Annotated in this window: 16 protein-coding genes; 13 read left to right on the top strand and 3 right to left on the bottom strand. The window is 29.9% G+C overall.

What is annotated here, in order from left to right; translation table 11 throughout:
• The first annotated feature begins 279 nt into the window (after window positions 1-279).
• The 9 genes from bsdtw1_RS01600 (at window position 280) to bsdtw1_RS01640 (ending at window position 11893) form a co-directional block, all read left to right on the top strand.
• Entirely contained in the window at window positions 280-1359 is a 1080-nt protein-coding gene (locus tag bsdtw1_RS01600) for a sensor domain-containing diguanylate cyclase (protein ID WP_183275850.1), read from the top strand.
• Between the two features lie 126 nt (window positions 1360-1485).
• Complete coding sequence (locus bsdtw1_RS01605) at window positions 1486-2640, top strand: AlbA family DNA-binding domain-containing protein (RefSeq protein WP_183275851.1); 1155 nt, start codon at window positions 1486-1488, stop codon at window positions 2638-2640.
• Window positions 2641-2877: 237 nt separating this feature from the next.
• Window positions 2878-3303: a hypothetical protein gene (locus tag bsdtw1_RS01610; protein WP_183275852.1), complete on the top strand. Its 426-nt coding sequence runs from the start codon at window positions 2878-2880 to the stop codon at window positions 3301-3303.
• A gap of 324 nt (window positions 3304-3627) precedes the next feature.
• Window positions 3628-4848 (top strand): tyrosine--tRNA ligase, encoded by a 1221-nt coding sequence (gene tyrS / locus bsdtw1_RS01615; protein ID WP_183275853.1) that lies wholly within the window; start codon window positions 3628-3630, stop codon window positions 4846-4848.
• Between the two features lie 322 nt (window positions 4849-5170).
• On the top strand, window positions 5171-7534 hold the full coding sequence (locus bsdtw1_RS01620) for a hypothetical protein (protein WP_183275854.1): 2364 nt from the start codon (window positions 5171-5173) through the stop codon (window positions 7532-7534).
• Window positions 7535-7818: 284 nt separating this feature from the next.
• On the top strand, window positions 7819-8085 hold the full coding sequence (locus bsdtw1_RS01625) for an EscU/YscU/HrcU family type III secretion system export apparatus switch protein (protein ID WP_183275855.1): 267 nt from the start codon (window positions 7819-7821) through the stop codon (window positions 8083-8085).
• 7 nt (window positions 8086-8092) lie between these two features.
• Window positions 8093-8782: a metallophosphoesterase gene (locus tag bsdtw1_RS01630; protein WP_183275856.1), complete on the top strand. Its 690-nt coding sequence runs from the start codon at window positions 8093-8095 to the stop codon at window positions 8780-8782.
• Between the two features lie 257 nt (window positions 8783-9039).
• Window positions 9040-9336 (top strand): ArsR/SmtB family transcription factor, encoded by a 297-nt coding sequence (locus bsdtw1_RS01635; RefSeq protein ID WP_183275857.1) that lies wholly within the window; start codon window positions 9040-9042, stop codon window positions 9334-9336.
• A gap of 64 nt (window positions 9337-9400) precedes the next feature.
• Entirely contained in the window at window positions 9401-11893 is a 2493-nt protein-coding gene (locus tag bsdtw1_RS01640; protein WP_183275858.1) for a DsrE/DsrF/DrsH-like family protein, read from the top strand.
• A gap of 68 nt (window positions 11894-11961) precedes the next feature.
• On the opposite strand, the gene bsdtw1_RS01645 is transcribed toward bsdtw1_RS01640, so the two are convergent.
• Both bsdtw1_RS01645 and bsdtw1_RS01650 read right to left on the bottom strand, forming a co-directional pair.
• Window positions 11962-12927, bottom strand: coding sequence for a methyl-accepting chemotaxis protein (locus bsdtw1_RS01645; RefSeq protein WP_183275859.1), 966 nt, complete (start codon window positions 12925-12927; stop codon window positions 11962-11964).
• 183 nt (window positions 12928-13110) lie between these two features.
• The gene (locus tag bsdtw1_RS01650) at window positions 13111-13899 is read right to left on the bottom strand and encodes a DUF2225 domain-containing protein (protein ID WP_183275860.1); all 789 of its coding nucleotides are present in this window, start codon (window positions 13897-13899) and stop codon (window positions 13111-13113) included.
• Between the two features lie 333 nt (window positions 13900-14232).
• On the opposite strand from bsdtw1_RS01650, the gene yjbM reads away from it, so the two are divergent.
• Window positions 14233-15027: a GTP diphosphokinase gene (gene yjbM, locus bsdtw1_RS01655; RefSeq protein ID WP_183275861.1), complete on the top strand. Its 795-nt coding sequence runs from the start codon at window positions 14233-14235 to the stop codon at window positions 15025-15027.
• A 125-nt stretch (window positions 15028-15152) separates the two neighbouring features.
• On the opposite strand, the gene bsdtw1_RS01660 is transcribed toward yjbM, so the two are convergent.
• Window positions 15153-15764 (bottom strand): NAD(P)H-dependent oxidoreductase, encoded by a 612-nt coding sequence (locus tag bsdtw1_RS01660; protein WP_183275862.1) that lies wholly within the window; start codon window positions 15762-15764, stop codon window positions 15153-15155.
• A 484-nt stretch (window positions 15765-16248) separates the two neighbouring features.
• On the opposite strand from bsdtw1_RS01660, the gene bsdtw1_RS01665 reads away from it, so the two are divergent.
• The 3 genes from bsdtw1_RS01665 to bsdtw1_RS01675 all read left to right on the top strand — a co-directional run bounded on the left by bsdtw1_RS01665 (window position 16249) and on the right by bsdtw1_RS01675 (window position 23584).
• A complete protein-coding gene (locus bsdtw1_RS01665; RefSeq protein ID WP_183275863.1) occupies window positions 16249-17106 on the top strand; it encodes a cation diffusion facilitator family transporter in 858 nt (285 codons plus the stop codon).
• Window positions 17107-17125: 19 nt separating this feature from the next.
• Window positions 17126-17392 (top strand): hypothetical protein, encoded by a 267-nt coding sequence (locus tag bsdtw1_RS01670; protein ID WP_183275864.1) that lies wholly within the window; start codon window positions 17126-17128, stop codon window positions 17390-17392.
• Window positions 17393-17755: 363 nt separating this feature from the next.
• A complete protein-coding gene (locus bsdtw1_RS01675) occupies window positions 17756-23584 on the top strand; it encodes a DNRLRE domain-containing protein (protein WP_183275865.1) in 5829 nt (1942 codons plus the stop codon).
• The last annotated feature ends 12 nt before the right edge of the window (window positions 23585-23596 follow it).

Genomic DNA, 23596 nt, shown 5'->3' on the forward strand with positions numbered 1-23596 from the left:
ATTAGAGCTTGTTTTTTTTACCCTTTATAAATTTGAAATTTTAAGTAATATAATAGATTTATAGATGATATTCTAAATTTGGTTTGTAAAATATTTTAATATAATGTTGAAAATGTATTTAAGTATGAAATAGGATATATAAAAATGGAACACTTCAATTTGAAAATATAAGTTTAATTATGAAGTGGTTCATATATATATGATTAAAAAAGATTCAGATAATGATAACTTACATTCATTATAAAGAGTAAAAGAAGAAAAGTAGTAGGAGAGTTGCTTATGGACGATTACAGATTGATGTATGAAAGAATACATGAAGAGTTTGAGACCTATCAAAATTTTGCTGAAAAGCAATTACAGGTGCTAAGTGAAAGAAATACTAGATTGGAAAGAGATCTAGATGCACTAGCAAATATAGTTGAAGTAAGCCAATATATTAATTCATACATTTCTCATGAAAACTTAATATCAATGATAAATGATATGATTGTTGGTATACTTGGAGGAACTTACTCTACAATCTATCTTATAGAAGATGGAAAACTAGAAGTTAAAGCAACTAATACAAACTCTCAAGAAATAATATTTCCTACTATTATAAACAGTTATATTGAAAATGCTGAAGAATTCGTAGTAAATTCCAAAGATATAATATTTGAAGATCAAGACTTTAGAAGAGACATTCGTTCAGTAATAGGATTTCCTATAAGAATAAGAAATAGAAATATTGGATATATAATGGTTGAACATACATTATATAGATTCTTTACAAGGGCACATATAAAGTTTGTGTCGTCTATTGCCAATCAGATTGCTATCGCTATTGAAAATAGTATACTTTATAAAAGAATTCAGGAATCATCCAAGAGGGATCCTCTTCTTAATATATATAATAGAAAATATTTCTTTGAAAATTTAGATAAGAAGATTAAAGATTTTCCAGATAAGAGCTTCGGAATAGTTATGATAGATGTAGATAATTTCAAAAAGGTTAATGATAATTTTGGACATCAATTTGGAGATGAAGCCCTTCAACATGTAGTTGAGGTTATAAAAAGCTGCCTTAAAGATGAAGATATAATTGCAAGATATGGTGGAGAAGAAATAATAGTTTGTCTACGTGGTGACGAAACAGAAAAAGAGATGGAAGAACGAGTAGAGCAAACAAGAAAAAAATTGGAGAATAGTCCTGTTATAAGAGACAATATTATAAAGACAATAACTATAAGTATTGGATTAAGCTTTTATCCTGTGGACGGACATAGCGTTGATGCGGTGGTAGAAGTAGCCGATTCACTAATGTATAAGGCTAAGAGTTCCGGTAAAAATAGAGTAATAAGTTCACTGATTTTCAGATAAAAACAGCTTGTTGTACAGGCTGTTTTTTTTATAATTTAACTTTTATGTGGTATCTTATACAAGGCTATTGGAATATAATATATTATATTAGGGAGATTTAATTTAACTTTTGAGAGGAAATTTCTAATGGATAAGAAAAAACTTTTAAGCCTACTAGCTAGGGAAGAAGGAAGAAAGTTAGATTTTAAACAACGATTAGAGTTGAACTTTGAAACGGGCAAAAAGGAATTAACGAAGGATATATGTGCTATAGCTAATTCTAATGGTGGAAGAGGCTATATAGTAGTTGGAATAGAAGATAAGACAAAGAAAATCATAGGGATAAGTGAAGAAGATAAATTTAATGAGGAAAAAATTCAGCAGATAGTAGCCTCTAGGTGTGATCCTCCAATACCGGTATCTGTGGATTATCTTAGAATTGAAGATAAAGATGTAGCAGTGATAACCATATATAACTGGGAACAGAGACCATATCAAGTAAGAGAGAGTGGAGCGTTTTTTATAAGAAGGGGTTCCACTACTGATATCATGAGAAAACAAGAGCTTGTTGCTGCTTTTGAGGAAAGTTTAAACCTTAATATAGAAGCCTGTGCTATTGTAAGGAGTGACATCAGTGCTTTAAATATGGAGATAGTTAATAAGTACTTTAAGTCTAAATCCATTGAAATAAATGATGAGAATAGAGAATTTCTTCTTCAAAGGAGCTCGATAACTTCTAGAGACAGGGAAACAGGAGAAACTATTTGTACTCTTGGAGGGCTCTTAGTATTTTCAGATATAAATAGTATATATATACCTCATAACATGATAAAAATAATAAATAAAATAAATAAGAATAAACCAGAGGTTATAATAGTTCAAGGTAATATAATAAATATGATTGATCTTTGTGAAATTCACTTAAAGGAATTGCTGCCAGCTGATTACCCATATATTGCAGTATTAGAAGCTATTAAAAACGCGGTTTTATACAGAGAATATTCAGAATTCTCAAGGATAATTGAAGTTTATATGGGATATAACTCCATTGTAGTGATGAGTCCAGGCGAGCTTATGAAAACCAATAAAAAGAATGGTGATACAAGGGATTATAATAGAAGAAATATGTGGTTATATGAAAAAGTGATAACCCTAGATGATAAAGGGAGATTTCTAAAGAATAACACAGGTTTGTCTAACATGAAAAAAGCTTTTAAAGGAAAAGGAAAGATAATATTTATTAATTCTAAACAAGAGAATGTTTTTAAAGTTATATTTCCAGGAGTAAGTGAAGCTTTATAAAATTTAAATATTTATGAAAAATGTTAAGAAAATCTGAATATTATATAAATAAAGGAAAATTATATAATTAGTTGATTTTTTTCACTATTTCTAGTTAATAATCTATATAAAGATTAAGTAACTTCTATAAAATCTTAATTAATGTTCGTTTGTACTTATTCTTTAGTTGAAGATTTTTCACAAAATATCTGTGTGAAATCTTGAACTAAATTAAAATAAATTTAAGGAGTGATTCTAATGATTCAGGTATTCTGTAATAAGAGAGGTTCTGGGAAAACAAAAGAGCTAATAAATCTTGCAAACAGAAATGTTTTAACTGAAAAAGGTAACTCTGTTTTTATCGATGATGATAGCAGATGCATGCTACAAGTAGACAAAAAAATAAGGTTTATATCTACTAGCGATTTAGGTCTAATGAGCTATGAAGGTATGTATGGTTTTTTGTGCGGCATAATTTCTGAAGACTACGATATTGAGAACATCTATATAGATGGTCTGTGTAATATTGTTGATTGTGAAATAGAAAATGCGGCACATTTGTTTTATAAATTAGATGAATTGGCTAATAGATTTGGAATAAACGTATACATTAGTATTAATCATGAAAAAGAAGCTCCGGAATTTATTCAAAAATACACTAACTATCAATTGGTTGCTAACTAAGAATTTATATGATTAGGAAACTATGATTTTTAACTTCATAACTTAATAGGTGAAATTGAATATTATAATATGTTAAATAAGGGAGCTACTATATAGTAGCTCCTATTAAGTTTGTTGTAAAACTTGAAATTATTAGCCTTTTAATTTAATTTATATGGAGACAGCCTATATTTAGAGTTTTATGTTGATAAATAAAGGGAATATTTATATACTATAATTATTGGCTTTTACGAGCAGATGTGGGGCTTTTAGCTTTTAAAGAGAAAAACAAAATAACAGTTGGATGATAAAGTGATACATCTAAGAATATTTGGAGGGATTTAAATGGCACAAGTACTTGATGAGTTAGTTGAACGTGGATACATAAAACAGTTTACTCATGAAAATGAAACTAGAGAATTACTAGAAAAGGAAAAAATAACTTTTTATATAGGTTTTGATCCAACAGCTGATAGTCTTCATGTTGGGCATTTTATTGCTATGATGTTTATGGCACATATGCAAAGAGCTGGACACAGACCAATTGCACTAATTGGTGGAGGAACAGCTATGGTTGGAGATCCAAGTGGAAAAACTGATATGAGAAAGATGCTTACAAAAGAGCAAATACAGCACAATGTAGATTGCATAAAGAAGCAAATGGAGAAGTTTATTGATTTCTCAGAGGGAAAAGCAATTCTTGCAAACAATGCTGATTGGCTTTTAAATCTAAACTATGTAGATTTCTTAAGAGAAGTAGGAACCCATTTCTCAGTAAATAGAATGCTTACTGCGGAATGCTTTAAACAAAGACTAGAAAAGGGACTTTCCTTCTTAGAATTTAACTATATGTTAATGCAAGGTTATGATTTCTATGAATTAAACCAAAAGTATGATTGTAAGATGCAGCTTGGAGGAGATGATCAGTGGTCAAATATGATTGCTGGTGTTGAACTTATAAGAAGAAAATCTCAGAAAGATGCTTTTGCAATGACATGTACGCTGCTTACTAACAGTGAAGGTAAGAAGATGGGGAAAACAGAAAATGGGGCTTTATGGTTAGATCCAGAAAAGACATCTCCATATGATTTCTATCAGTATTGGAGAAATGTAGGAGATGCTGATGTTGAAAAATGTCTTGCATTACTTACTTTCTTACCTATGGATGAAGTAAGAAGACTAGGTTCGTTAAAGGACGCTGCTATAAATGATGCAAAGAAGGTTCTTGCTTTTGAAGTTACAAAGCTTATACATGGAGAAGATGAGGCTGCTAAAGCTCAAAGCGCAGCAGAAGCTTTGTTTGGTGCTGGAAGTGATATGAGTAATGTACCTACAGTAACTGTAACTAAAGAAAAGCTAGGACTATCACTTTTAGATGTTCTTGCTGAAACTGCTATAATTCCATCAAAGGCTGAAGGAAAGAGATTAGTTCAACAGGGCGGATTATCAATAAATGGAGAAAAGGTAACTGATTTTAAAAGAGAATTAACTGAAGAAGACTTCAAAGATGGAGCTGCTCTAATAAAAAGAGGTAAAAAGAATTATAATAAAATTGAATTAGCTTAAGCAGATTTTAATGCACTACTACATGCTTTTTATTGAAAATAGCCATTTGTTTTGAATCAAGGTTATTTGCAATGATTTAAGCATGAAGTAGTGCTTTTATTTATTATTTGGATATACCTGTTTATTTTAATATATCCATGGTGCTATACAAATTTCAACAGCAATATTGAGTGTAATATTTAGAGAAAGCTCAATATATATACATTTATCTACTAAATGGATTATAATAGATACAGTGAATTTTAAGAGAAACAATTATTAAAGAAAAGGTATTTATTTTTCGATAATATATTATAAATAGTTTTCTAGAGAGGAGTAGCTTATGCCAGCGATTTGGAATGTAAATAATGTATATAATACTGGGAATAAAAAACTATCTTCAAAGCTAACCTTTGAAGTGGGAGAAAAGTTCTCTGGAAGAGTTGTAAAAGCTTTAGATGATAAAAATGAAGTAATGATTAAGCTTATAGATGGTTGGCAATTTGCTGCTGAAGTAGATGCCCCTCTAGAACAGTTGAAAGATGGAATGGTTAAGTTTCAAGTAGATGGTTTTGTAGACGGAAAATTAAAACTTAAGCTTGTAAATGATGATACTAAAACTGGAAGCAGTACCAAAGATCCTGTTGATGATTTTATTAAAGCAGAGGGTCTTTCTTCAGATGATAAGGATACTATAAAGTTAATGATAAAATTTAACATGAGTTTGACAAAGGATAATGTTGTAAGACTTAAAGGAATTATGAATTTTAAGGACAAGCTACAAGGTAATCCTAAAGAAGCTGAGGTGTTTATAGATAAATATCTTTCTACAAAAGGCATAGAAAAAAATAGCGAGCAAGGTCAAAAGATTGAAAGGCTTTTAAAAGATTTTTTTACTAACTTTAAGTCTTTAGATAAAAATGCACTTATGATGATGATGGAAAATGGTATAGATTTAACATCAGAAAATATACAGAGTTTTAATAAGATATCAAAAAATTTCTCGGTAATTTTTGAAAGCTTGAATTTAGTTAAAGATGAGCTGTCTGAAACGGAACTAAAGTCAATTGCTAATGGATTGGATTTAAAACAGTTATTTTCTTCTGAGGAAAATGAGAATAGTAGTAAAATTAGCATTAACCAATCGAATAATGAAAAAGCTGCTAATAGTATGGGGAACACTAGTGAGGCTAATACTGAGTTAACTTTCAATAATTTAAGAGCTAAACTCATTAATGACTTATATTCCACAGGAAATAGTAAGGTTAATATGCTTCAACTTCTTAAATCTATGAATTCAAGTGATAATGATATACTGAAAAACAGCTTAAAAGACTTACTAGTAGATAATAAAAGTCAATTTATAATGTCTGGTGAATATGATGCATTGGAAAACAGATTAAATTCACTATCAGATAAAGAACTGATTGCTACAATTAGACAGGAAGTTTTAAATAGCGGTAATGAAATGTCCAAGGTGAGTAAGGAAAATATAGAGGACAGTGTATTTAAGATATTGGATAGAAGAATGAACGTATCCAATAAAGATCTTAACAAGCTTCAAGATATTATAAGGATTGTTAATGCTTCTTATGAAGAGAGTGGGGTAGACGATACTTCTAGTACAAATGGAACAATAACAGAAGGAAAACAAGCAAACGCCCCTGAAAGCAAACCAATAAGCCTTAATGAGTCTAATGGGATGAGTAAGTTATCTTACGATAAAGATGTAAATTTTGATTCAAACTTACCTAATAATGAAATTATAAAGAATCAATTTTCTAGCCAAAACGAGCAAGTAAAGGATATTATAAAAAAGGTAATAACTCATTTAGATTTAGTAAACAGTACAATAAATAATGATTTAAATACCTCGATCGATGATGTTATAAATAAAATTGTTCAAGAGCAGACTAATAGTGATGGAATAGCAACTGAAGGCAAAACAAATACTATTAATAAGAATGAAACTGTTCTTAATAGAGAAACTATTGGATATAAAGAAAATTTGCTTAAAGATAAGGCAGAGCTTCAATCAACTAAGTCCTCTATTGATAAATTAACTGAGCAGTTGTCACCAAAAGACATCGAAAATTCTAAGCTTGATATAGTAAAGCTTTTATCAGATAAGCATGGAATGGATAAGATTTTGGATGTAAAAATGGCTAATTTGGATGAATCAACAAAAATGAAGGTTATTGAAAAATTAAATGATACTATTAAGAATCAATTAAATGGGGTATTTTCTGAAAAACTCGGTGAAAAAGTTATGGAACTTTTAAAAAATAATATGAATGATTTTAAAGTATTTAATAATTTAAATAATCAATATTATTGTTTAGATCTTCCTATCCAGCTAAAAGAAAAGGACTATCCTTGTAAGCTTATAATAAAAGATGATAGAAAAGAAGGCAAAAAAGTTGATTCTACTGATGTTAAGATGGTAGTTACCGTAAAAACATTTAATTTAGGCACAGTGGACGGATATTTAAATTTAAAAAATAAGGTTCTTAACATTGATTTAAAATGTGACGGAAGATTTGTTAAGGCATTGGATCTTGGAAAAAGTAAACTTCAAAATTCATTAGAGAATATGGGCTTTGTTTCTAATATTGTCATATCAAAAAAACTAGAAGATGTTAATCTAGTAAATTGTAGAGATTTTTTTGATGATAAGAATATATCTGCCATAAATGTAACTGTTTAATATATACGATTTACCGATTAATCTGCTATAATTAAGAGTAGAAACTTTATTTATTCTTTTTAAAATTATAAATTAATTAGATTTGTTGATAAGAATTGGTAATAGACTTAAAATATATATAAGTCAAAGAATAAATAAGAAGAATATGTAGCCTGCCAGATTTTCCTCATATACATTCGGAAAGGCAGATGCGCAAAAAAAATTAGCTGCTTCAGCAATTTTTTGATAGATTTTAACTATAAGGTTACATATCGATGAATGGAATAGGCAAAGGGTGTGATGATGTGAACCAAAGGAGAAAAGCTGCTGCACTTAAATACGAACAGAATTTTGAAGCACCTATTGTAACTGCAGCAGGTATGGGAGTTATCGCTGATAAGATAATTGAAAAAGCAGAGGAAAATAAAATACCTGTGGTTTATAATAAAGAGTTAGCTGAGATGTTGTCAAACGTAGATGTAGGCGATAATATTCCCTATGATCTTTACGAAGCTGTAGCCCATGTGATAGCCTATGTAACTGATATAGATAAACTAATAGACGAAAGGTGAATTTAATATGGCGCTATATGCTATTTCTGATCTTCATCTTGCTTTGAATGTTGATAAGCCTATGGATATATTTGGACAGAACTGGTATAGGCATGATGAAAAGATAAAAGAAAATTGGATAAGTAAAATAACCGCAGAAGATACTGTACTAATAGGCGGTGATATATCATGGTCAATGACTGCTGATGAAAGTAAGGATGACCTTGATTGGATTAATAATCTCCCAGGAAGAAAAATAATAATAAAGGGAAATCATGACTATTGGTGGAGCAGTATATCTAAATTAAACGCTATGTATGAAGGGATGCATTTTATACAAAATAACTTTTTTACATATGAAGATTATGCCATATGTGGCACACGAGGATGGATTTGTCCAGGTAGTGACAAGTTTACAAGCCGTGATGAGAAGATTTATTCTAGAGAACAAATAAGATTAAAGCTGTCCTTAGATGCTGCTAAAAGAGCTGGATATGAAAAGTTTATTTGTATGATACATTATCCACCTACTAATGAAAAATTTGATGGATCGGCCTTCACAGAAATATTTAAAGAATATAATGTGGAAAAGGTCATATATGGCCACCTGCATGGCCCAGCACTATCAAGAGTGATAAATGGTATGCATGAAGATGTTCAGTATATAATGACTTCATGTGACTATATTAACTTTAACCCAGTAAAGATTTTAGATTAAATACTGATTTGTTAAATCGCTGTGCTTAAATAAAATGGTTATACATCCAATGCTTTAATGAGCATCTCCTGTATAACCATTTTATTTTAAATATAGTATAAATAATGAAAACCACTTCGGTAATAAAACTGAAGTGGTTTTTTAATACATAATTATTTATTGTTAAATAATTATTGACTAATATATCACTATATCGTAATATATGAATATACTAATATTAGATGGAACGAAAATGATCAAATACCGAGGTGAAGTAAATGGAAATGAATTATAAAGAATTAGAAGAATTAGCAGAGATGCTTAAAATAATTGCACATCCTGTAAGACTTTGTATAATAAAAGGTTTGCTTGAGAGTGGAGGCTGCAATGTTTCTCATATGCAGGAATGTTTAAAATTACCTCAATCAACTGTGTCTCAGCACCTTCAAAAATTAAGATCCTTTGGAATTATAGAAGGCGATAAGAATGGGCTGGAAATAACCTATAGAGTTAGTAATGACAAAGTAAGCAAGATAGTAAAGGCTATAACTGAGATAGATAGATTATCAAAATAGTAAAAAGGTTTCAATTTAACAATTTAAAGTTGGTTTTAACAAAAATTATTGGAGGCGTAGTAATATGAGTAAAAAAGTTATAATAGTTGGTGGAGTAGCAGGTGGAGCATCTGCAGCTGCAAGGATTAGAAGATTAGATGAAAATGCTGAAGTTGTTATGTTCGAAAAGGGTGAACATATATCTTTTGCAAATTGCGGACTACCATACTATATCGGAGAAACTATTAAAGAGAGAGAAAAGTTATTGGTTCAAACTCCAGAAGCTATGAAGAGAAGATTTAATATAGATGTAAAAATAAATAGTGAAGTGGTATCTGTTGATACAGAAAGAAAAAGTGTGAAGGTAGTTTCTAAAGAGTATGGAGAATATGAAGAATCATATGATTTTCTGGTACTTTCACCTGGTGCAAAACCTATAAGACCAAATATAAAAGGCATAGATAATGATAATATTTATTCACTAAGAAATATAGCAGATACAGATAGAATAAAGGCTGTAATTGATGCGAAAAAATCACGTAAGGCTGTTGTTATTGGTGGTGGATTTATTGGTATTGAAATGGCTGAAAATCTCGTTGAAAGAAACTTGCAAGTTACTTTGGTAGAAGCAGCCCCTCATATCCTAGCTCCATTTGACACAGAGATGGTTGCAATTGCAGAAAAGGAACTTGCCTTTAGTGGAGTTTCGCTGATTCTTAATAATGGTGTTAAAAGCTTTATTGATAGTGAATCAGGAGTAGTAGTTGAACTAAATGATGGAACAAAAATAGAGACAGATATGGTAATTCTAGCTATAGGTGTAACTCCAGATACAGCTTTTTTAAAGGAGTCAGGAATAAAGTTAGGTGAAAGAGGTCACATTTTAGTAGATGCGCACATGAAAACTTCTGCAGATGGAGTTTTAGCTGTTGGTGATGCTATAGCAGTTAAAGACTTTGTAAATGGAAATGAAGCTTTTGTTCCACTTGCTGGACCAGCTAACAGACAAGGAAGGATAGCAGCAGATAATATCTGTGGAATTAGCTCAGAATATAAGGGAACCATGGGAACGTCTATATTAAAGATATTCTCACTTGTTGCAGCTTCAACTGGAAATAATGAGAGAACATTAAAGAGATTAGGTAAAGAGTATAAGAAAGCGTATGCTCATCCTATGTCTCATGCAAGCTACTATCCAGGAGCTACTGAACTTTCAATAAAGCTATTATATGATTTAGATGGCAAGATATTGGGAGCTCAAGCGTTAGGTTATGATGGGGCTGATAAGTTTATTGATGTAATAGCTACAGCAATAAGATTTGGAGCTAAAGTTGATGATTTGACTGAACTAGAACTTGCATATGCACCGCCATTCCTTTCAGCTAAATCACCTGCAAATATGATAGGATTCATTGCTCAAAATGATTTAAGAGGTTTGGCTGATTTATATTCGTTAGATGAACTAAAGACTTTAGATAAAGATGATACTATACTGCTAGATGTTAGAGATGAATTAGAAGCAGAGAATGGGATTATAGAAGGAGCGATAAACATACCTGTCAATTCGTTGAGAGAAAGAATGAACGAGCTTGATAAAGCAAAGGAAATATTAGTATATTGTGCTGTAGGTTTAAGAGGTTATGTTGCTTCGAGAATGCTATCTCAAAATGGTTTTAAAGTTAAAAACCTCACTGGTGGATATAAGAGCTTTATGCAAGGAAATTATAAGGTTAATGAACCTTCCTTAGAAAATGCTTTCACTAATAAGGATGATATTAAAGATTATAGTTCTGAAACTGTAGAGAAAGGTTATGAAAATATGGATAACAGTAAGGTTATTGAATTAGATGCTTGTGGACTTAGTTGTCCTGGACCATTGATGAAAGTAAAAACTGCTATGGATAGTTTAGAAAATGGAGATGTTCTTTGCGTTAAGGCTTCTGACCCAGGCTTCTATGAAGATATCAAAGCTTGGACTAAGAGAACTAATAATGAACTACTAGATATAAAGAAATCTGGAGCAATAATAAATGCTTATATAAGAAAGAGTAATGTATTAAGTCATGAGACTGCAGTTACCAGTGATGGAGGTCAGATAAAAACAGATAATGATGGAAAGACTATTGTAGTCTTCTCAGGTGATTTAGATAAAGCTATAGCATCCTTTATAATTGCAAATGGAGCGGCTGCTATGGGAAGAAAGGTCACTATGTTCTTTACTTTCTGGGGACTTAATATACTTAGAAAACATGATAAAATAGACACTAAAAAGAATATTGTTGAAAAAGCATTTGGAATGATGATGCCTAGAGGCAGCAAAAAGCTTACACTTTCTAGAATGAACATGGGTGGCCTTGGTGCTAAGATGATTAGAGCGGTTATGAAAAATAAGAATATACAATCCTTAGAGGATTTAATACAGGCTGCAATGGATAATGGAGTTAATATAGTAGCATGTACTATGTCTATGGATGTAATGGGAATAAAGAAAGAAGAGCTTCTAGATAATGTTAATTTTGGTGGCGTAGGTTATTATTTAGGTGAAGCTGAGGATTCAAATGTGAATCTTTTTGTATAAGTGATATAGATGTGCCGTTAAAGATAAAAACCACTTCAGTATTAAAACTGAAGTGGTTTTTAATTTACCTATTTATTAAGATCTTTCTCTATTTCCTTAACTGAATCAGTAAATTCTGAAAGAGAGCCAACTTGATCATTTAGAGTTACTGCTATTTCATCTACCAAAGCTGAATTTTCTTTTGATAGAGTAGTTACATTTCCTATAAAATTAATTAAGTTATCCTTTTGTTCAGCAGTTGCAACAAGGTTAACTAAACAATCATTTATTTCTGAAGTAGCACCATCTATAGAATTTTTAATATTAGTGAAAGTATCTTTTGTTTCAACTATAGTATCATGTTGAGCTACTATTGCTGTATTTCCGCCATTCATAGCAGAAGAAGCATTAAGTATTTCTACTTTTATTTCATCTAATATTTTTGTTATACTTTGAACAGCTTGTTTTGAGTTTTCTGCAAGCTTTCTAACTTCTCCAGCTACTACAGAGAATCCTTTACCAGCTTCACCAGCTCTAGCTGCTTCAATAGCTGCATTTAAAGCAAGTAGGTTTGTTTGACTTGCTATTTGGCTTATTGAGTCAGTTATCATATTAACTGATTCTAACTTTGATACAAGCTCATTTACAGTTGAATATGAAACTTGGAAAGCTTGTTGAAGTTCTTTTAGTGATGAATCTAATGAGTTAATTGTAACGATACCTTTATCTGCTAATTCATCAGTATCAAGAACAGAAATATGTACATTGTTAATGTTCATTGCTAAAGATTCCATAGAATCATTAAAACCTCTAAGCATTCCATCTGCTGTATGAAGTTCTTCATTGATTGATTCACTTGAGGTTGTAAGGCTTGATATAGAGTTAGTTACATCTCCAATGTTACTCTTAACATTATCGGCTTCATTAGAAAGTGTAACCAGTTTGTCCACAAGTTTATGGTAATCAGTGTTTACTACTTCTTTTACTGCTACTTCTTCTGGTTGAGTAGCGGTAATTTCTCTTATAGACTCTTTCTTTTTTGAAAATAATCCCATCATTATCCTCCCCTGATTTGCATATATAATATTAAACATATAAGTTTCTTTTAATAAATTAATAATAATAATTGTTAAATAAGAAAAAATGTTTATTTATTTCAACTTATATAATTTAATTATAGCACAAAGTGCAAAAAGTTCTCTGCTTTTCTATAAAAAATAGCAAAAAAACCACTAATATTACAATTGTTGATCTTTAATTAATTCTCTCATATCTCTAGTCATATCTTTAATCTTTTGGGGTGCCTGAATACTGCTAATTACTTTGCTAAACCATTGAAGTGCTGCTTCGGTTTTTCCTATTCTTCTGGACAGTTCACCAAGAAGATACATTAGGCTAAATCTATCCATACCGTATATAGGGAAGTCTTCATTTTGGTAAGCGTTGTCAAAGCCTTCCAAAGCTTTTTCTAAGAATGCAGTTTCATTAGCGTTATCTTCAAGTAGTCTATACATCCAAGCAAGTTTAAGACATATCATTGCTTTTGTACTACTTTTTCCTTCCATCACAACACTATTTATTAGGGCTAATTTATACCTTTCAATAGCTATCTTCTCGTCATAAATTGCAGGATACGCTTTACGATTCCATTTACTAGATACACCTTTTACAATAGGTTCAATTTGGTAAGATTTTAATTTGTTAAAATCAGCCTTCATTGCACTATAGCCACAAGTTGGACACACATAAACATCATAAAAATATGGGTTTATAACTGAATATCTCATGAAGAAATCTGAGTCTTTACTTTGTAATCTAGGTCCGTTTGTTTTTGGTGAACGAGCCTTAAATTTAATTTCGCATACAGGGCATTGGCATTCCTTATCGTATAAAAATGTTGATAAATCTATTTCTTTTTTTTGGGCTTTCGCAGCATCTGCTTTTGCTTTTTCTTCTTTGTTATATAAATCTACATTTTGTAGATTGTCAAACCCCAAGTTTTCTAATCCTGAAAAAATTTTATCCATAATAACACCTCTTAACAAGTACACCCTTAAATATTAGTTGACATATTATGTAAAATAATTTAAAATTGGCATTTGTGGGCTATAAATTATTAACTAAATTTTTAGGTGACAAAATATAATTTTAATCATAAGTTTAATTAGATTTTACTCTTAACTTTAATTTTACTCTATATTTTAATACATTTCTACTTGGAATTATAATTAATTATCGTAATATTTATAAAAATTTTTACACACAAATTATATTTTGATATAATTATATAAGTTGCAATAAAGTTTATTCATTTTTGTATTTAGAGCTTGGATTTAAAGTGATTATGAAAAGGTGAGATTATGGCAATAAAGAACTGGAAGGAATTCCTTACTCCTTATGAGCAGGCTGTTGAGGAATTGAAAGTTAAGCTAAAAAGTATAAGAAAAGAGTATAGAAGGAAGAATGAATATTCACCTATTGAATTTATTACTGGAAGAGTAAAAGAAGTTTCCAGTATTTTAGAGAAAGCAAATAAATTCAACATTCCATTGCAGAGGCTTCAATATGAGATGGAAGACATAGCTGGTGTTCGTATAATGTGTCAGTTTGTTGATGATATACAAAGAGTTGTTGAAATTATAAGAGAAAGAAAAGATATGCAGATACTATATGAGAAGGACTATGTTGCCAATGTAAAGGGTAGTGGCTATAGAAGTTATCATATGATAATCAAGTATCCAGTGAATATGGCTGAAGGACAAAAGGAAATACTAGCAGAGTTTCAAATAAGAACTTTAGCTATGAACTTTTGGGCTACCATAGAACATTCTTTAAATTATAAATATAAACAACAGATTCCTAGCGAGATAAAGCAAAAGCTTAAAAAAGCAGCTGATGCAGCCTTTAGGCTAGATGAAGAGATGTTAGAGATAAAAGATGAAATAAAGGATGCACAAAAGCTATTTGAGGTTAAATCAGATCTTATCTCTACTATAATGAACAATATATTAAGTCTTATGTCTATTGGAAAGCTTGCTGAGGCTTCAAGATACCAAGTTTCTCTTAATAAGTTAATTGAAGAAGGAGAAGTATGGGAACTTAATAATCTGCTTCACTTGGTTCAAAGAGATATAGAGAAATACAAGGAAATATAAAAAATAGACTAAACTTAATATGCTGTACACAAAAAACCTCTGTTCTATATTACAGAGGCTTTTGTTTTGTTAACTTTATAAAAATACAAATGTGTTAAAATTTGAATTTAAATCTTTTCATTATATCAGCTTTCTATTGGAACTCTCACAGTATGACTAATGTTTTGTGTGATGATTCTACTTACATCACCTAGATAATCTTTACGGATTTCATCAGTAACATAAGGAACTGCACCAAAGAAGGTTTGATCCACTTCTTTTATTCCACTGAAGTTAAATATGCCTTGACCTATAGTTTGTTCCATAGATTTGTGCATTCCACTTGCTGCATACATTTCATTTGGGGTACCAGTAGTAGAGAATATAACTACCTTCTTGCCTTTTAATAGCCCATTTGGAGCTCCATCTACATATTCATAAGCAAAACCATATGAAAATACTCTATCTATATATCCCTTTAAAATTGCTGGCATAGATGCCCACCATACAGGGAAAACGAAAGTTATTACATCAGCCCATTTGATCTGATCTTGTTCTTCTTTTATATCGGCTGGGGTACCGCCACTTTGAAAAGCCACGAAATCATCAGGCTTAAGTAGTGGGCAAAATTGCATTTGATATAAATCTCTAACTTTTACATTTGCGCCTGCTTCTTTAGAAGCCTTAACTACAGTATCTACTATTCCCTTACAAAAACTTTGTTGATTTGGATGTGCAAAAACAACTAAATTATTCATTACTTTCCTCCTAATAATATGTTATTGATGAACCATTGTCATTTAAATTGAATATGTTATATGTATGTATCACTTCATAATAAAATTTATATTTTCAAATTCACCTCTCAGACCCCAGAGAAGTTTTGGAAATAGTTTTCAGATTGAAGTGGTACATCTTTAGCTATGTAGGTTTAATATAACGTGCTATTTAGTATTATTAATTTCAACACAGCGCATAATAAAACTAATATAAAAAGTATGATTATTTATCAAAGATTCATCTTAAGTATTTTTTCAATGTAAAACTATGTTTATACTAAATCAAAAGAAAAATTACAAATACTTTTATAAATATATAGCAAAGTTCTAAAACTTAACTTGATTTAATATACATAATTAATTAAAATACTTATATCAATTGATTTTCAAATGAAAATAAATGAGAATCATTTTAAAGTAACTATGCAAATCAATATAATTCATGTTTCGGAGGATGTTTATAATGAGTGAAAAAAATAATGTTGCCAAGCTATCCATAGTATCAAATTCTCTACTTATAATATTGAAAATATTATTTGGGGTTTTTACAGGATCTGTAAGTATAATGTCAGAGGCTATACACTCATCGGTAGATTTAGTGGCAGCTATTATAGCGTTTATTTCCGTAAAAATTTCAGGAAAACCTGCAGATGAAGCTCATCCATATGGACATGGAAAGATGGAAAATGTGTCGGGAGTAATTGAGGCTTTATTAATATTTGTGGCTGCATTTTGGATTATATGGGAAGCAACTAAAAAGATATTATCTGGAGTAGAAGTTGAATCTGTTGGGGTTGGTTTTGTAGTTATGTTCATATCAGCGGCTGTAAACTTTTATGTATCTGGTAAGCTATATAAAGCTTCGCAGAAGTACGATTCAATAGCCTTAAAGGCAGATGCTCTGCATCTAAAAACAGATGTTTATACCTCTTTAGGTGTAGGTGGAGGACTTTTAATAATTTGGATAACAGGACTAAATTTTCTTGATCCAATAGTAGCCATATTGGTAGCGTTATTTATATGCAAGGAAGCTTTTGAGTTATTAAGAGATGCATTTAATCCGATTTTAGATTCTAGCTTATCAGAAGAGGATTTATTGGTGATAAAAAGTATCATGGAAAATTACAAGGATTCTTATACTGAATGGCATGAACTAAGAACAAGGAAAGCTGGAAGTCAAAGATATGTTGATATACACCTAGTATTAGATGAGAATCTAACATTAAAAGAAGCAAGTAAGATCTCAAAAAGCATTGAGAATGATATAGAAAGTAAATTGAAAAATTGTAATATCTTAATCAAGCTTGAAACTTTAGTTTAAGTTTAATAAGGAGGAATAATTGTTAATTAACGTTGTTATTATTATATCAATCGTAATAATTTTTGCTTTTATCCTTAAGGCACATAAGATTAAAGATATACGAAAAAGAGATCAGGTTTACGATATCTTATCCTGTATAGCTATAATATATATTTTAGTTGTTGGATTAGTTAAATACTATGATAGCATATCTACATATAATTATATGATAATGCGAATTCCAGCAGGATGCTTATTGTTTATATATCTTTTAAGAAAGATAAGTTATAGAGTTTTCGATAAGTAAATAGAATCTTCATAACCATACTCATCTTTATGTGAGTATGGTTATTTTTTTGACAGAAATATTATGGAAATGAAAATGCACTTATTTAAATTTTAGTTTAGAGTTTCATATAAGGAGCTTGTTTAAACTGATGTATTTTTGTTTTTTAAGTTTAATAAAAAAATGTTTAGAAATAGTTGAATTATTATTATAGATGTGAAAATTGTGTAAATATATGTCGTAATTTAACGATGGTGCGATAAAAGTTATAATTATATAATATCTAAGTAACAGTTTAAGGTATATAGATTTAATTATAGAGGAGGTGAAAAGTTTTATTGTGATATGTTTTTATTAAGCTAACTTTTTAAGGGGGACTAGAGAATGAAGAGAAATTTTAAATTTATAGCTAGTGTAATATTAATAGCATTTAGCTTCGTAACATTTTCACCACAAGTAATAAAAGTTGAAGCTATCACAGCAGAAACTAAAAGTAAAGATGATGATAGCAAGAAACAAAACGGAAATAGTAAAACTAAAATTATTGGGGAATTGGTTGAAAGAAGAAGTGCTAACGTAAAGCAATTTGCCAAGGATGATGGAACTGTGGTAGCAGAAGTATACTCGGAGCCAATTCACTTTTATGAGAATGGTGAATGGAAGGATATCGATAATACATTATCTGAAGATTACAACAGTGAAAGCGAAGAAATAGTTCGTAATAACCAAAATAGTTTTAATATCAATTTTTCTAAAAAAGCTTCTTCACAAAAAATGATTGAGATGAAGTATAAAGACTATAACATTTCATGGTCAATAGAAGATGCCCTTGATAGCTCAAAGATTAAAAAAGCTGATAAAAATGTAAACGAATTCTATGGTGATCAAAAAGGTAATAAATCAATGTCTTCATTAACTTACAGCGATGTATTTAAAAATGTTGATATACAATATAAGCTTCAATCAAATAGTTTAAAAGAAAATATAATATTAAAGGAAAAAAACAATAAGAAAGAGTTTAAATTCTTGATAAAAGGAAAAGATATAAAGTTAAAACTAAATGATGATAAATCTATATCATTTATGAGTTTAAAAAATGATAATGAGCAAATCTTTAAGATGGATCCACTTTATATGTATGATAGTAATAATGAAATAAGTAAGGATGTTAATATAACTTTAAATCAAATGAAGGAAGGATATGAAATTTGTTTAAAGCCAAATTTGGATTGGATTAATGATACTTCAAGAAAATATCCAATAGTGATAGATCCATCTATAACGCAAACGTTTTACTACGGTGATAAAAATAATACTAGTTTTAAAGATTTCACTGTAATTGAATATGGAACAGGTTCTGGAAATCCTAATTTGTCTAATTATTTAAGAATTGGGTATGATTCTACTCAGAAAGTAAATTATAACACATACATACAATATAGTTTGCCGAACATTCCATCTTCATCGATAATAACTGATTCAAAATTATATATGTATAATACTAAGGCTTATCAGGCGGGAGTTAATCTAAATTTATATCAAGTAACTAGCTCGTGGAAAGACAATTCATTTTCATACACGAACCAACCAACTCATGATAGCAATATTCTTAGTACAATGGTAAGCAGTGCCAATGGAAAAGGTATGGGGAGTGAATTTGTATGGGATATTACCTCAGTAACTAAAAAATGGTTTAATGGTGATGCAAATAATGGAATAATGCTTAAAAGTAATGGAAGTACAGACCCTTTTATAGAGTTTAACTCAACAGAATATGCAGGAACAAGTTCAATAGCTGCACCAAGAGTTTCAATAACATATATTGATGCTGCAGGACTAGAAGACAATTGGCAGTATGAAACTCTAGATAATGGAAATACCGGAAAAGGATATATAAATAAGGGAAATGGCGAACTGACATATATACATGATGATGCTACGATTTTGGGCAACCGGTTGCCTTTGCAAATACAACATATATATAACCTTAACAATTACGGAATCGATAATGGTTATGGATATGGATGGAGAACAAACTTCGATCAGTGTATTATAGCAGATTCTACCTACGCTTATAACTGTTATCAATATATAGATGAGGATGGGACTAGACATTATTTTTCACAAGATTCTACGGGGAGCTATATTGATGATTCAGGGTTAAACTTAACCTTAGGTATAGATAACTCGAAGGATGAAAGTAGATATACAATAGTTTCTTCGTCTGGTAAGAGCTTAACATTTAATAAAGATGGAAAGTTGAAATCTATAAAAGATAACAATAATAATTTTATTAGTTTAACTTGGACAAATAACGGTGTATATAGGCTAAGTGCTGTGACTGATGCAGTAGGAAAGATATATAAATTTGAATATGATTCAAATAACCGATTAGTATCTTTAACAGAACCGTCAGGAAGAAAGACAAGTTATACTTATAATACTAGTTTTCAGTTGCAAAAAATAACGTATTCAGATACTACATATATAACTTTTGAGTATGATACTGGTATAACTAAATTTAAAAATCTATTGACTCGTGTTTACGATATAAATCATACTGGACTAGCATTTGCATACTATGAAACATTAAGTCCTAAGATAAGTAATTCATATATTACCAGCTATGGACCGAATAAGCAAAGTTTTAGATATGAATATAAAAATAATACAACCGTAATGACGAATCAATATACTGGAGAGGTTGATAAACTACAATTTGATCAATATGGAAACTTAGTTAACAATATAACAAATGATTTATATGGAAGCTATTTTCAATATAATACTGATGGGAAAAGTAAAAATAAATTAAGTTATGAATCAAAGATTCAATCTATAAGTAAAAACTTAGTAAAGAACAGTAGTGCTGAAATTATAACATCAGGTTTATCTGATAGTTGGAATTATATAAATGAAAATGGTGCTGTAGGTATTGGAAGTGTTGATTCAAATATAAAATATATGGGTAATAGATCTTTGAAAATCTCAAAGACGATACAGAATAATAGATCGTATTATTCACAAACTTTAGCATTAGCAAAGGGTAAAACGTATACCTTTTCTGGTTTTATAAAGACAGATTCAGTTAGCAAATTTAATTTAAAAGGTGCAAATCTTTTAGTTAGATATCAAGATTCAAGTGGAAACTGGGTAGAAGCCATATCGAATTATATTAATGGATCTAATAGCAGTTGGGAAAGAGCTGAATTAACATTTACTCTTCCACAAGATTCAATTTCAACAAATGTAAACATTTATGCTTGTATATCTAATGAAACTGGAAATGCTTATTTTGATTGTATGCAGCTTGAAGAGGGTAATATAGCTAATAGATATAACTTATTGGAGAATTCAGATTTCGATTATGGGTTGAATTACTGGGATCAAAGCCAAGGTATTACAACTGATGATGGTATAGTAGATATTGATGGCAAAAAGGCATTTAAGTTTAAAGGTGAACTTAAAGTAGTAAAAAACGTATCGCAAAATATAAATATATCAGGAGATTCTACTACACCATTAGTTTTAGGGGCTTGGGCTAAGGGGAGTTCTTTGCCTATTTACGACTATAAAAATTTTGGAATATCTATAGTTTTTAATAAGACAGATGGTACTAAACAGCAAATAGGTATTCCTTTTAATTATTTATCAAACGATTGGCAGTATATATGTAAGGATGTTAGAGCAGATGGTACTTTTAATAGTATAAGTGTGACTATTAATTATGAAAATAATGCCAATATAGCTTATTTAGATAATGTTCAATTATATGTTGATGAATTCTCAAATAGGTTTCAATATGATTCAAACGGAAATCTATCTCAAAGCATAGGATTGGATGAAGCGAGTACAAAGTATGAATATAATTCTAATCAAGATTTAACTAAGATTACTGATTCGCAGACAAATTCGAGTAAAACTATTAATTATGATGATAATCATAATGTTAATAATGAAGTATCAAGTGAAGGTGAAACAATAACTTATAGTCGTGACAATTATGGTAATGTTTTGAGCAAGAAAAACGGAAATGATACTTTGTTTGTAAAAGATTCATCTACGTTTACATCAGATGGGAATTATCTTAAATCTGAAACAGATGAGTTAGGTAATACAGTGTCATATAATTATAATCAAGTTAATGGATTGCTTACTAGTAATACTGATGGTAAAGGAAGTACTGAATATTATAATTATGATAATAAGGATAGACTTACGAGTATAAATAAAACTGTTGATGGAGCAAGTATTACTCAAGTTTATAAGTATACCAATGATAGGCTAAGTAATACAACTGCTAATGGTACGAACTATAACTATCAATATGATTTGTTTGGTAATATAAACGCTATATTAGTAGGAAATCAAAAGTTAGTTGATATAAGTACTTATTCAGAAACTTCACAGAAAACTTCTTTTGCAAATGGACAATCGGTAAATTTAAACTATGACAAAAACATGAATGTAGTAAATAAACAGTATAATGACTTAGCCATAGCAAGATATGAATATGATTCTCAAGGTTTGTTAGGATATAAAAATGATTTAGTTAACGGGAAATATTATAGATATACTTATGATTTATCAGGTAATTTAGCTAAAATATTAGATTCTGAAAAGAATGAAACTAGATTCTCAAATAATTCAGATGGGAAAGTAATTTATGAAAGTTTATACAACAAAATTTTTACTACTCAGTATACTTTAGATAAAGACCAAAGATTAAAAAATATTAATTATTTGAGAGACTCACTAAATAGTGTTCTATATTCCTATGACACTATTGGAAGATTGATTAATAAATCCATTAATACCGGAGAAAGTAATTATAAAACTACATATAGCTTCAAAAATGGGTTAGATGGAGCAACCTCCAATATAATTAACTCAATAAATAATAACGGTAAAATACTAAGCTACACCTATGATAACAATAGAAATATAGAAACAATAACTGATAATGGTAAGACAATTAGATATTACTATAATGAGTTAAATGAACTTAGTAGGGAAGATAATCAAGTATTAAATAAAACTATTGTATATTCGTATGATGCTAGTGGAAATATTTTAAGTAAAGTTGAATACCCATATACAACAGGGATTGTTTCTATTGCAAACAAAACTTATGTGTATGATTATACAGATACAAACTGGAAAGATAAACTTACTAGTTATGATGGCAAAGTAGTTACTTATGATGTCATTGGAAATCCATTGAGTTATAACGGATGGAGTTTTTCATGGGAAGCTGGAAGACAATTAAAGACAATAAATGGAAATGGATATAATATAAGCTATAAGTATAATGACGATGGCATTAGGACAGAGAAAAATGTAAATGGTGTAATTACTAAGTATCACTTAATAGATAATAGAGTAACATATGAAACTAATGGTACAGATATTATTTATTATACTTATGATAATTCAAACACTTTGGTTTCAATGAATTTAAATGGAGTTGAATATTATTATATAAAAAATGTACAAGGTGATATTATAGGATTATTTGATAAAACTGGAGCTCAAGTAGTTAGCTATACTTATGATTCTTGGGGGAAATTAATTTCAATAGATGGAACATTAGCTTCAAGTGTAGGTACAAAGAATCCATACAGATATAGAGAATATAGATATGACACTGAGACAGGATTATATTATCTTCAGAGTAGATATTATAATGCTGATTGGGGAAGATTTTTAAATGCAGATGATACTAGTGTTTTGCAAGCGTCTCAAAGTACGTTGTTAGGGACAAATTTATTTGCATACTGTGGCAATAATCCAACGAATTACGCAGATCCTACTGGACATTGGCTACCTAGAGTAGTAAAAAATATTTTGAAAGCAATAGTTGATGTATTTTGTCAAGACTGGATAGATAATACTTTGATGAATATCGTAGCTACTTTTGGCGGAGGAATAATTGGTGGGATAAATGCTTTTAGGAGTGTTAAAGCTGCAAATAGACTAACTTTATTTATTAAAAAGAATCCGTTAATGCCTACTATAATAGGAGTTTTTAAAGGTATGTTAGTAGGATTTCTTGCTGGAGAGGCTGGAAAGATTTCTAGTGTATTAGGTAAGATATCAAAGTATGTTAATTTTGAAGCAGCATTTGATAGGTATTGGATTGGACAATGGCTTGATAATAAAATATTGTATATAAGAAATAGTTTAGACTATTATATTGAATATAAGTTATAATTAAAGGGGGAT

Origin of the sequence: Clostridium fungisolvens (assembly GCF_014193895.1) — a bacterium.
In the GTDB taxonomy this organism is placed as follows: domain Bacteria; phylum Bacillota; class Clostridia; order Clostridiales; family Clostridiaceae; genus Clostridium_AR; species Clostridium_AR fungisolvens.

What these genes read in the sequence shown, in the direction of transcription:
- bsdtw1_RS01650 (WP_183275860.1), bottom strand. Translation starts at nt 13,899, where the DNA reads ATGGATAAAATTTTTTCAGGATTAGAAAACTTGGGGTTTGACAATCTA.
- bsdtw1_RS01630 (WP_183275856.1), top strand. Translation starts at nt 8,093, where the DNA reads ATGGCGCTATATGCTATTTCTGATCTTCATCTTGCTTTGAATGTTGAT.
- bsdtw1_RS01610 (WP_183275852.1), top strand. Translation starts at nt 2,878, where the DNA reads ATGATTCAGGTATTCTGTAATAAGAGAGGTTCTGGGAAAACAAAAGAG.
- yjbM (WP_183275861.1), top strand. Translation starts at nt 14,233, where the DNA reads ATGGCAATAAAGAACTGGAAGGAATTCCTTACTCCTTATGAGCAGGCT.
- tyrS (WP_183275853.1), top strand. Translation starts at nt 3,628, where the DNA reads ATGGCACAAGTACTTGATGAGTTAGTTGAACGTGGATACATAAAACAG.
- bsdtw1_RS01640 (WP_183275858.1), top strand. Translation starts at nt 9,401, where the DNA reads ATGAGTAAAAAAGTTATAATAGTTGGTGGAGTAGCAGGTGGAGCATCT.
- bsdtw1_RS01605 (WP_183275851.1), top strand. Translation starts at nt 1,486, where the DNA reads ATGGATAAGAAAAAACTTTTAAGCCTACTAGCTAGGGAAGAAGGAAGA.
- bsdtw1_RS01675 (WP_183275865.1), top strand. Translation starts at nt 17,756, where the DNA reads ATGAAGAGAAATTTTAAATTTATAGCTAGTGTAATATTAATAGCATTT.
- bsdtw1_RS01665 (WP_183275863.1), top strand. Translation starts at nt 16,249, where the DNA reads ATGAGTGAAAAAAATAATGTTGCCAAGCTATCCATAGTATCAAATTCT.
- bsdtw1_RS01645 (WP_183275859.1), bottom strand. Translation starts at nt 12,927, where the DNA reads ATGGGATTATTTTCAAAAAAGAAAGAGTCTATAAGAGAAATTACCGCT.
- bsdtw1_RS01660 (WP_183275862.1), bottom strand. Translation starts at nt 15,764, where the DNA reads ATGAATAATTTAGTTGTTTTTGCACATCCAAATCAACAAAGTTTTTGT.
- bsdtw1_RS01600 (WP_183275850.1), top strand. Translation starts at nt 280, where the DNA reads ATGGACGATTACAGATTGATGTATGAAAGAATACATGAAGAGTTTGAG.
- bsdtw1_RS01620 (WP_183275854.1), top strand. Translation starts at nt 5,171, where the DNA reads ATGCCAGCGATTTGGAATGTAAATAATGTATATAATACTGGGAATAAA.
- bsdtw1_RS01635 (WP_183275857.1), top strand. Translation starts at nt 9,040, where the DNA reads ATGGAAATGAATTATAAAGAATTAGAAGAATTAGCAGAGATGCTTAAA.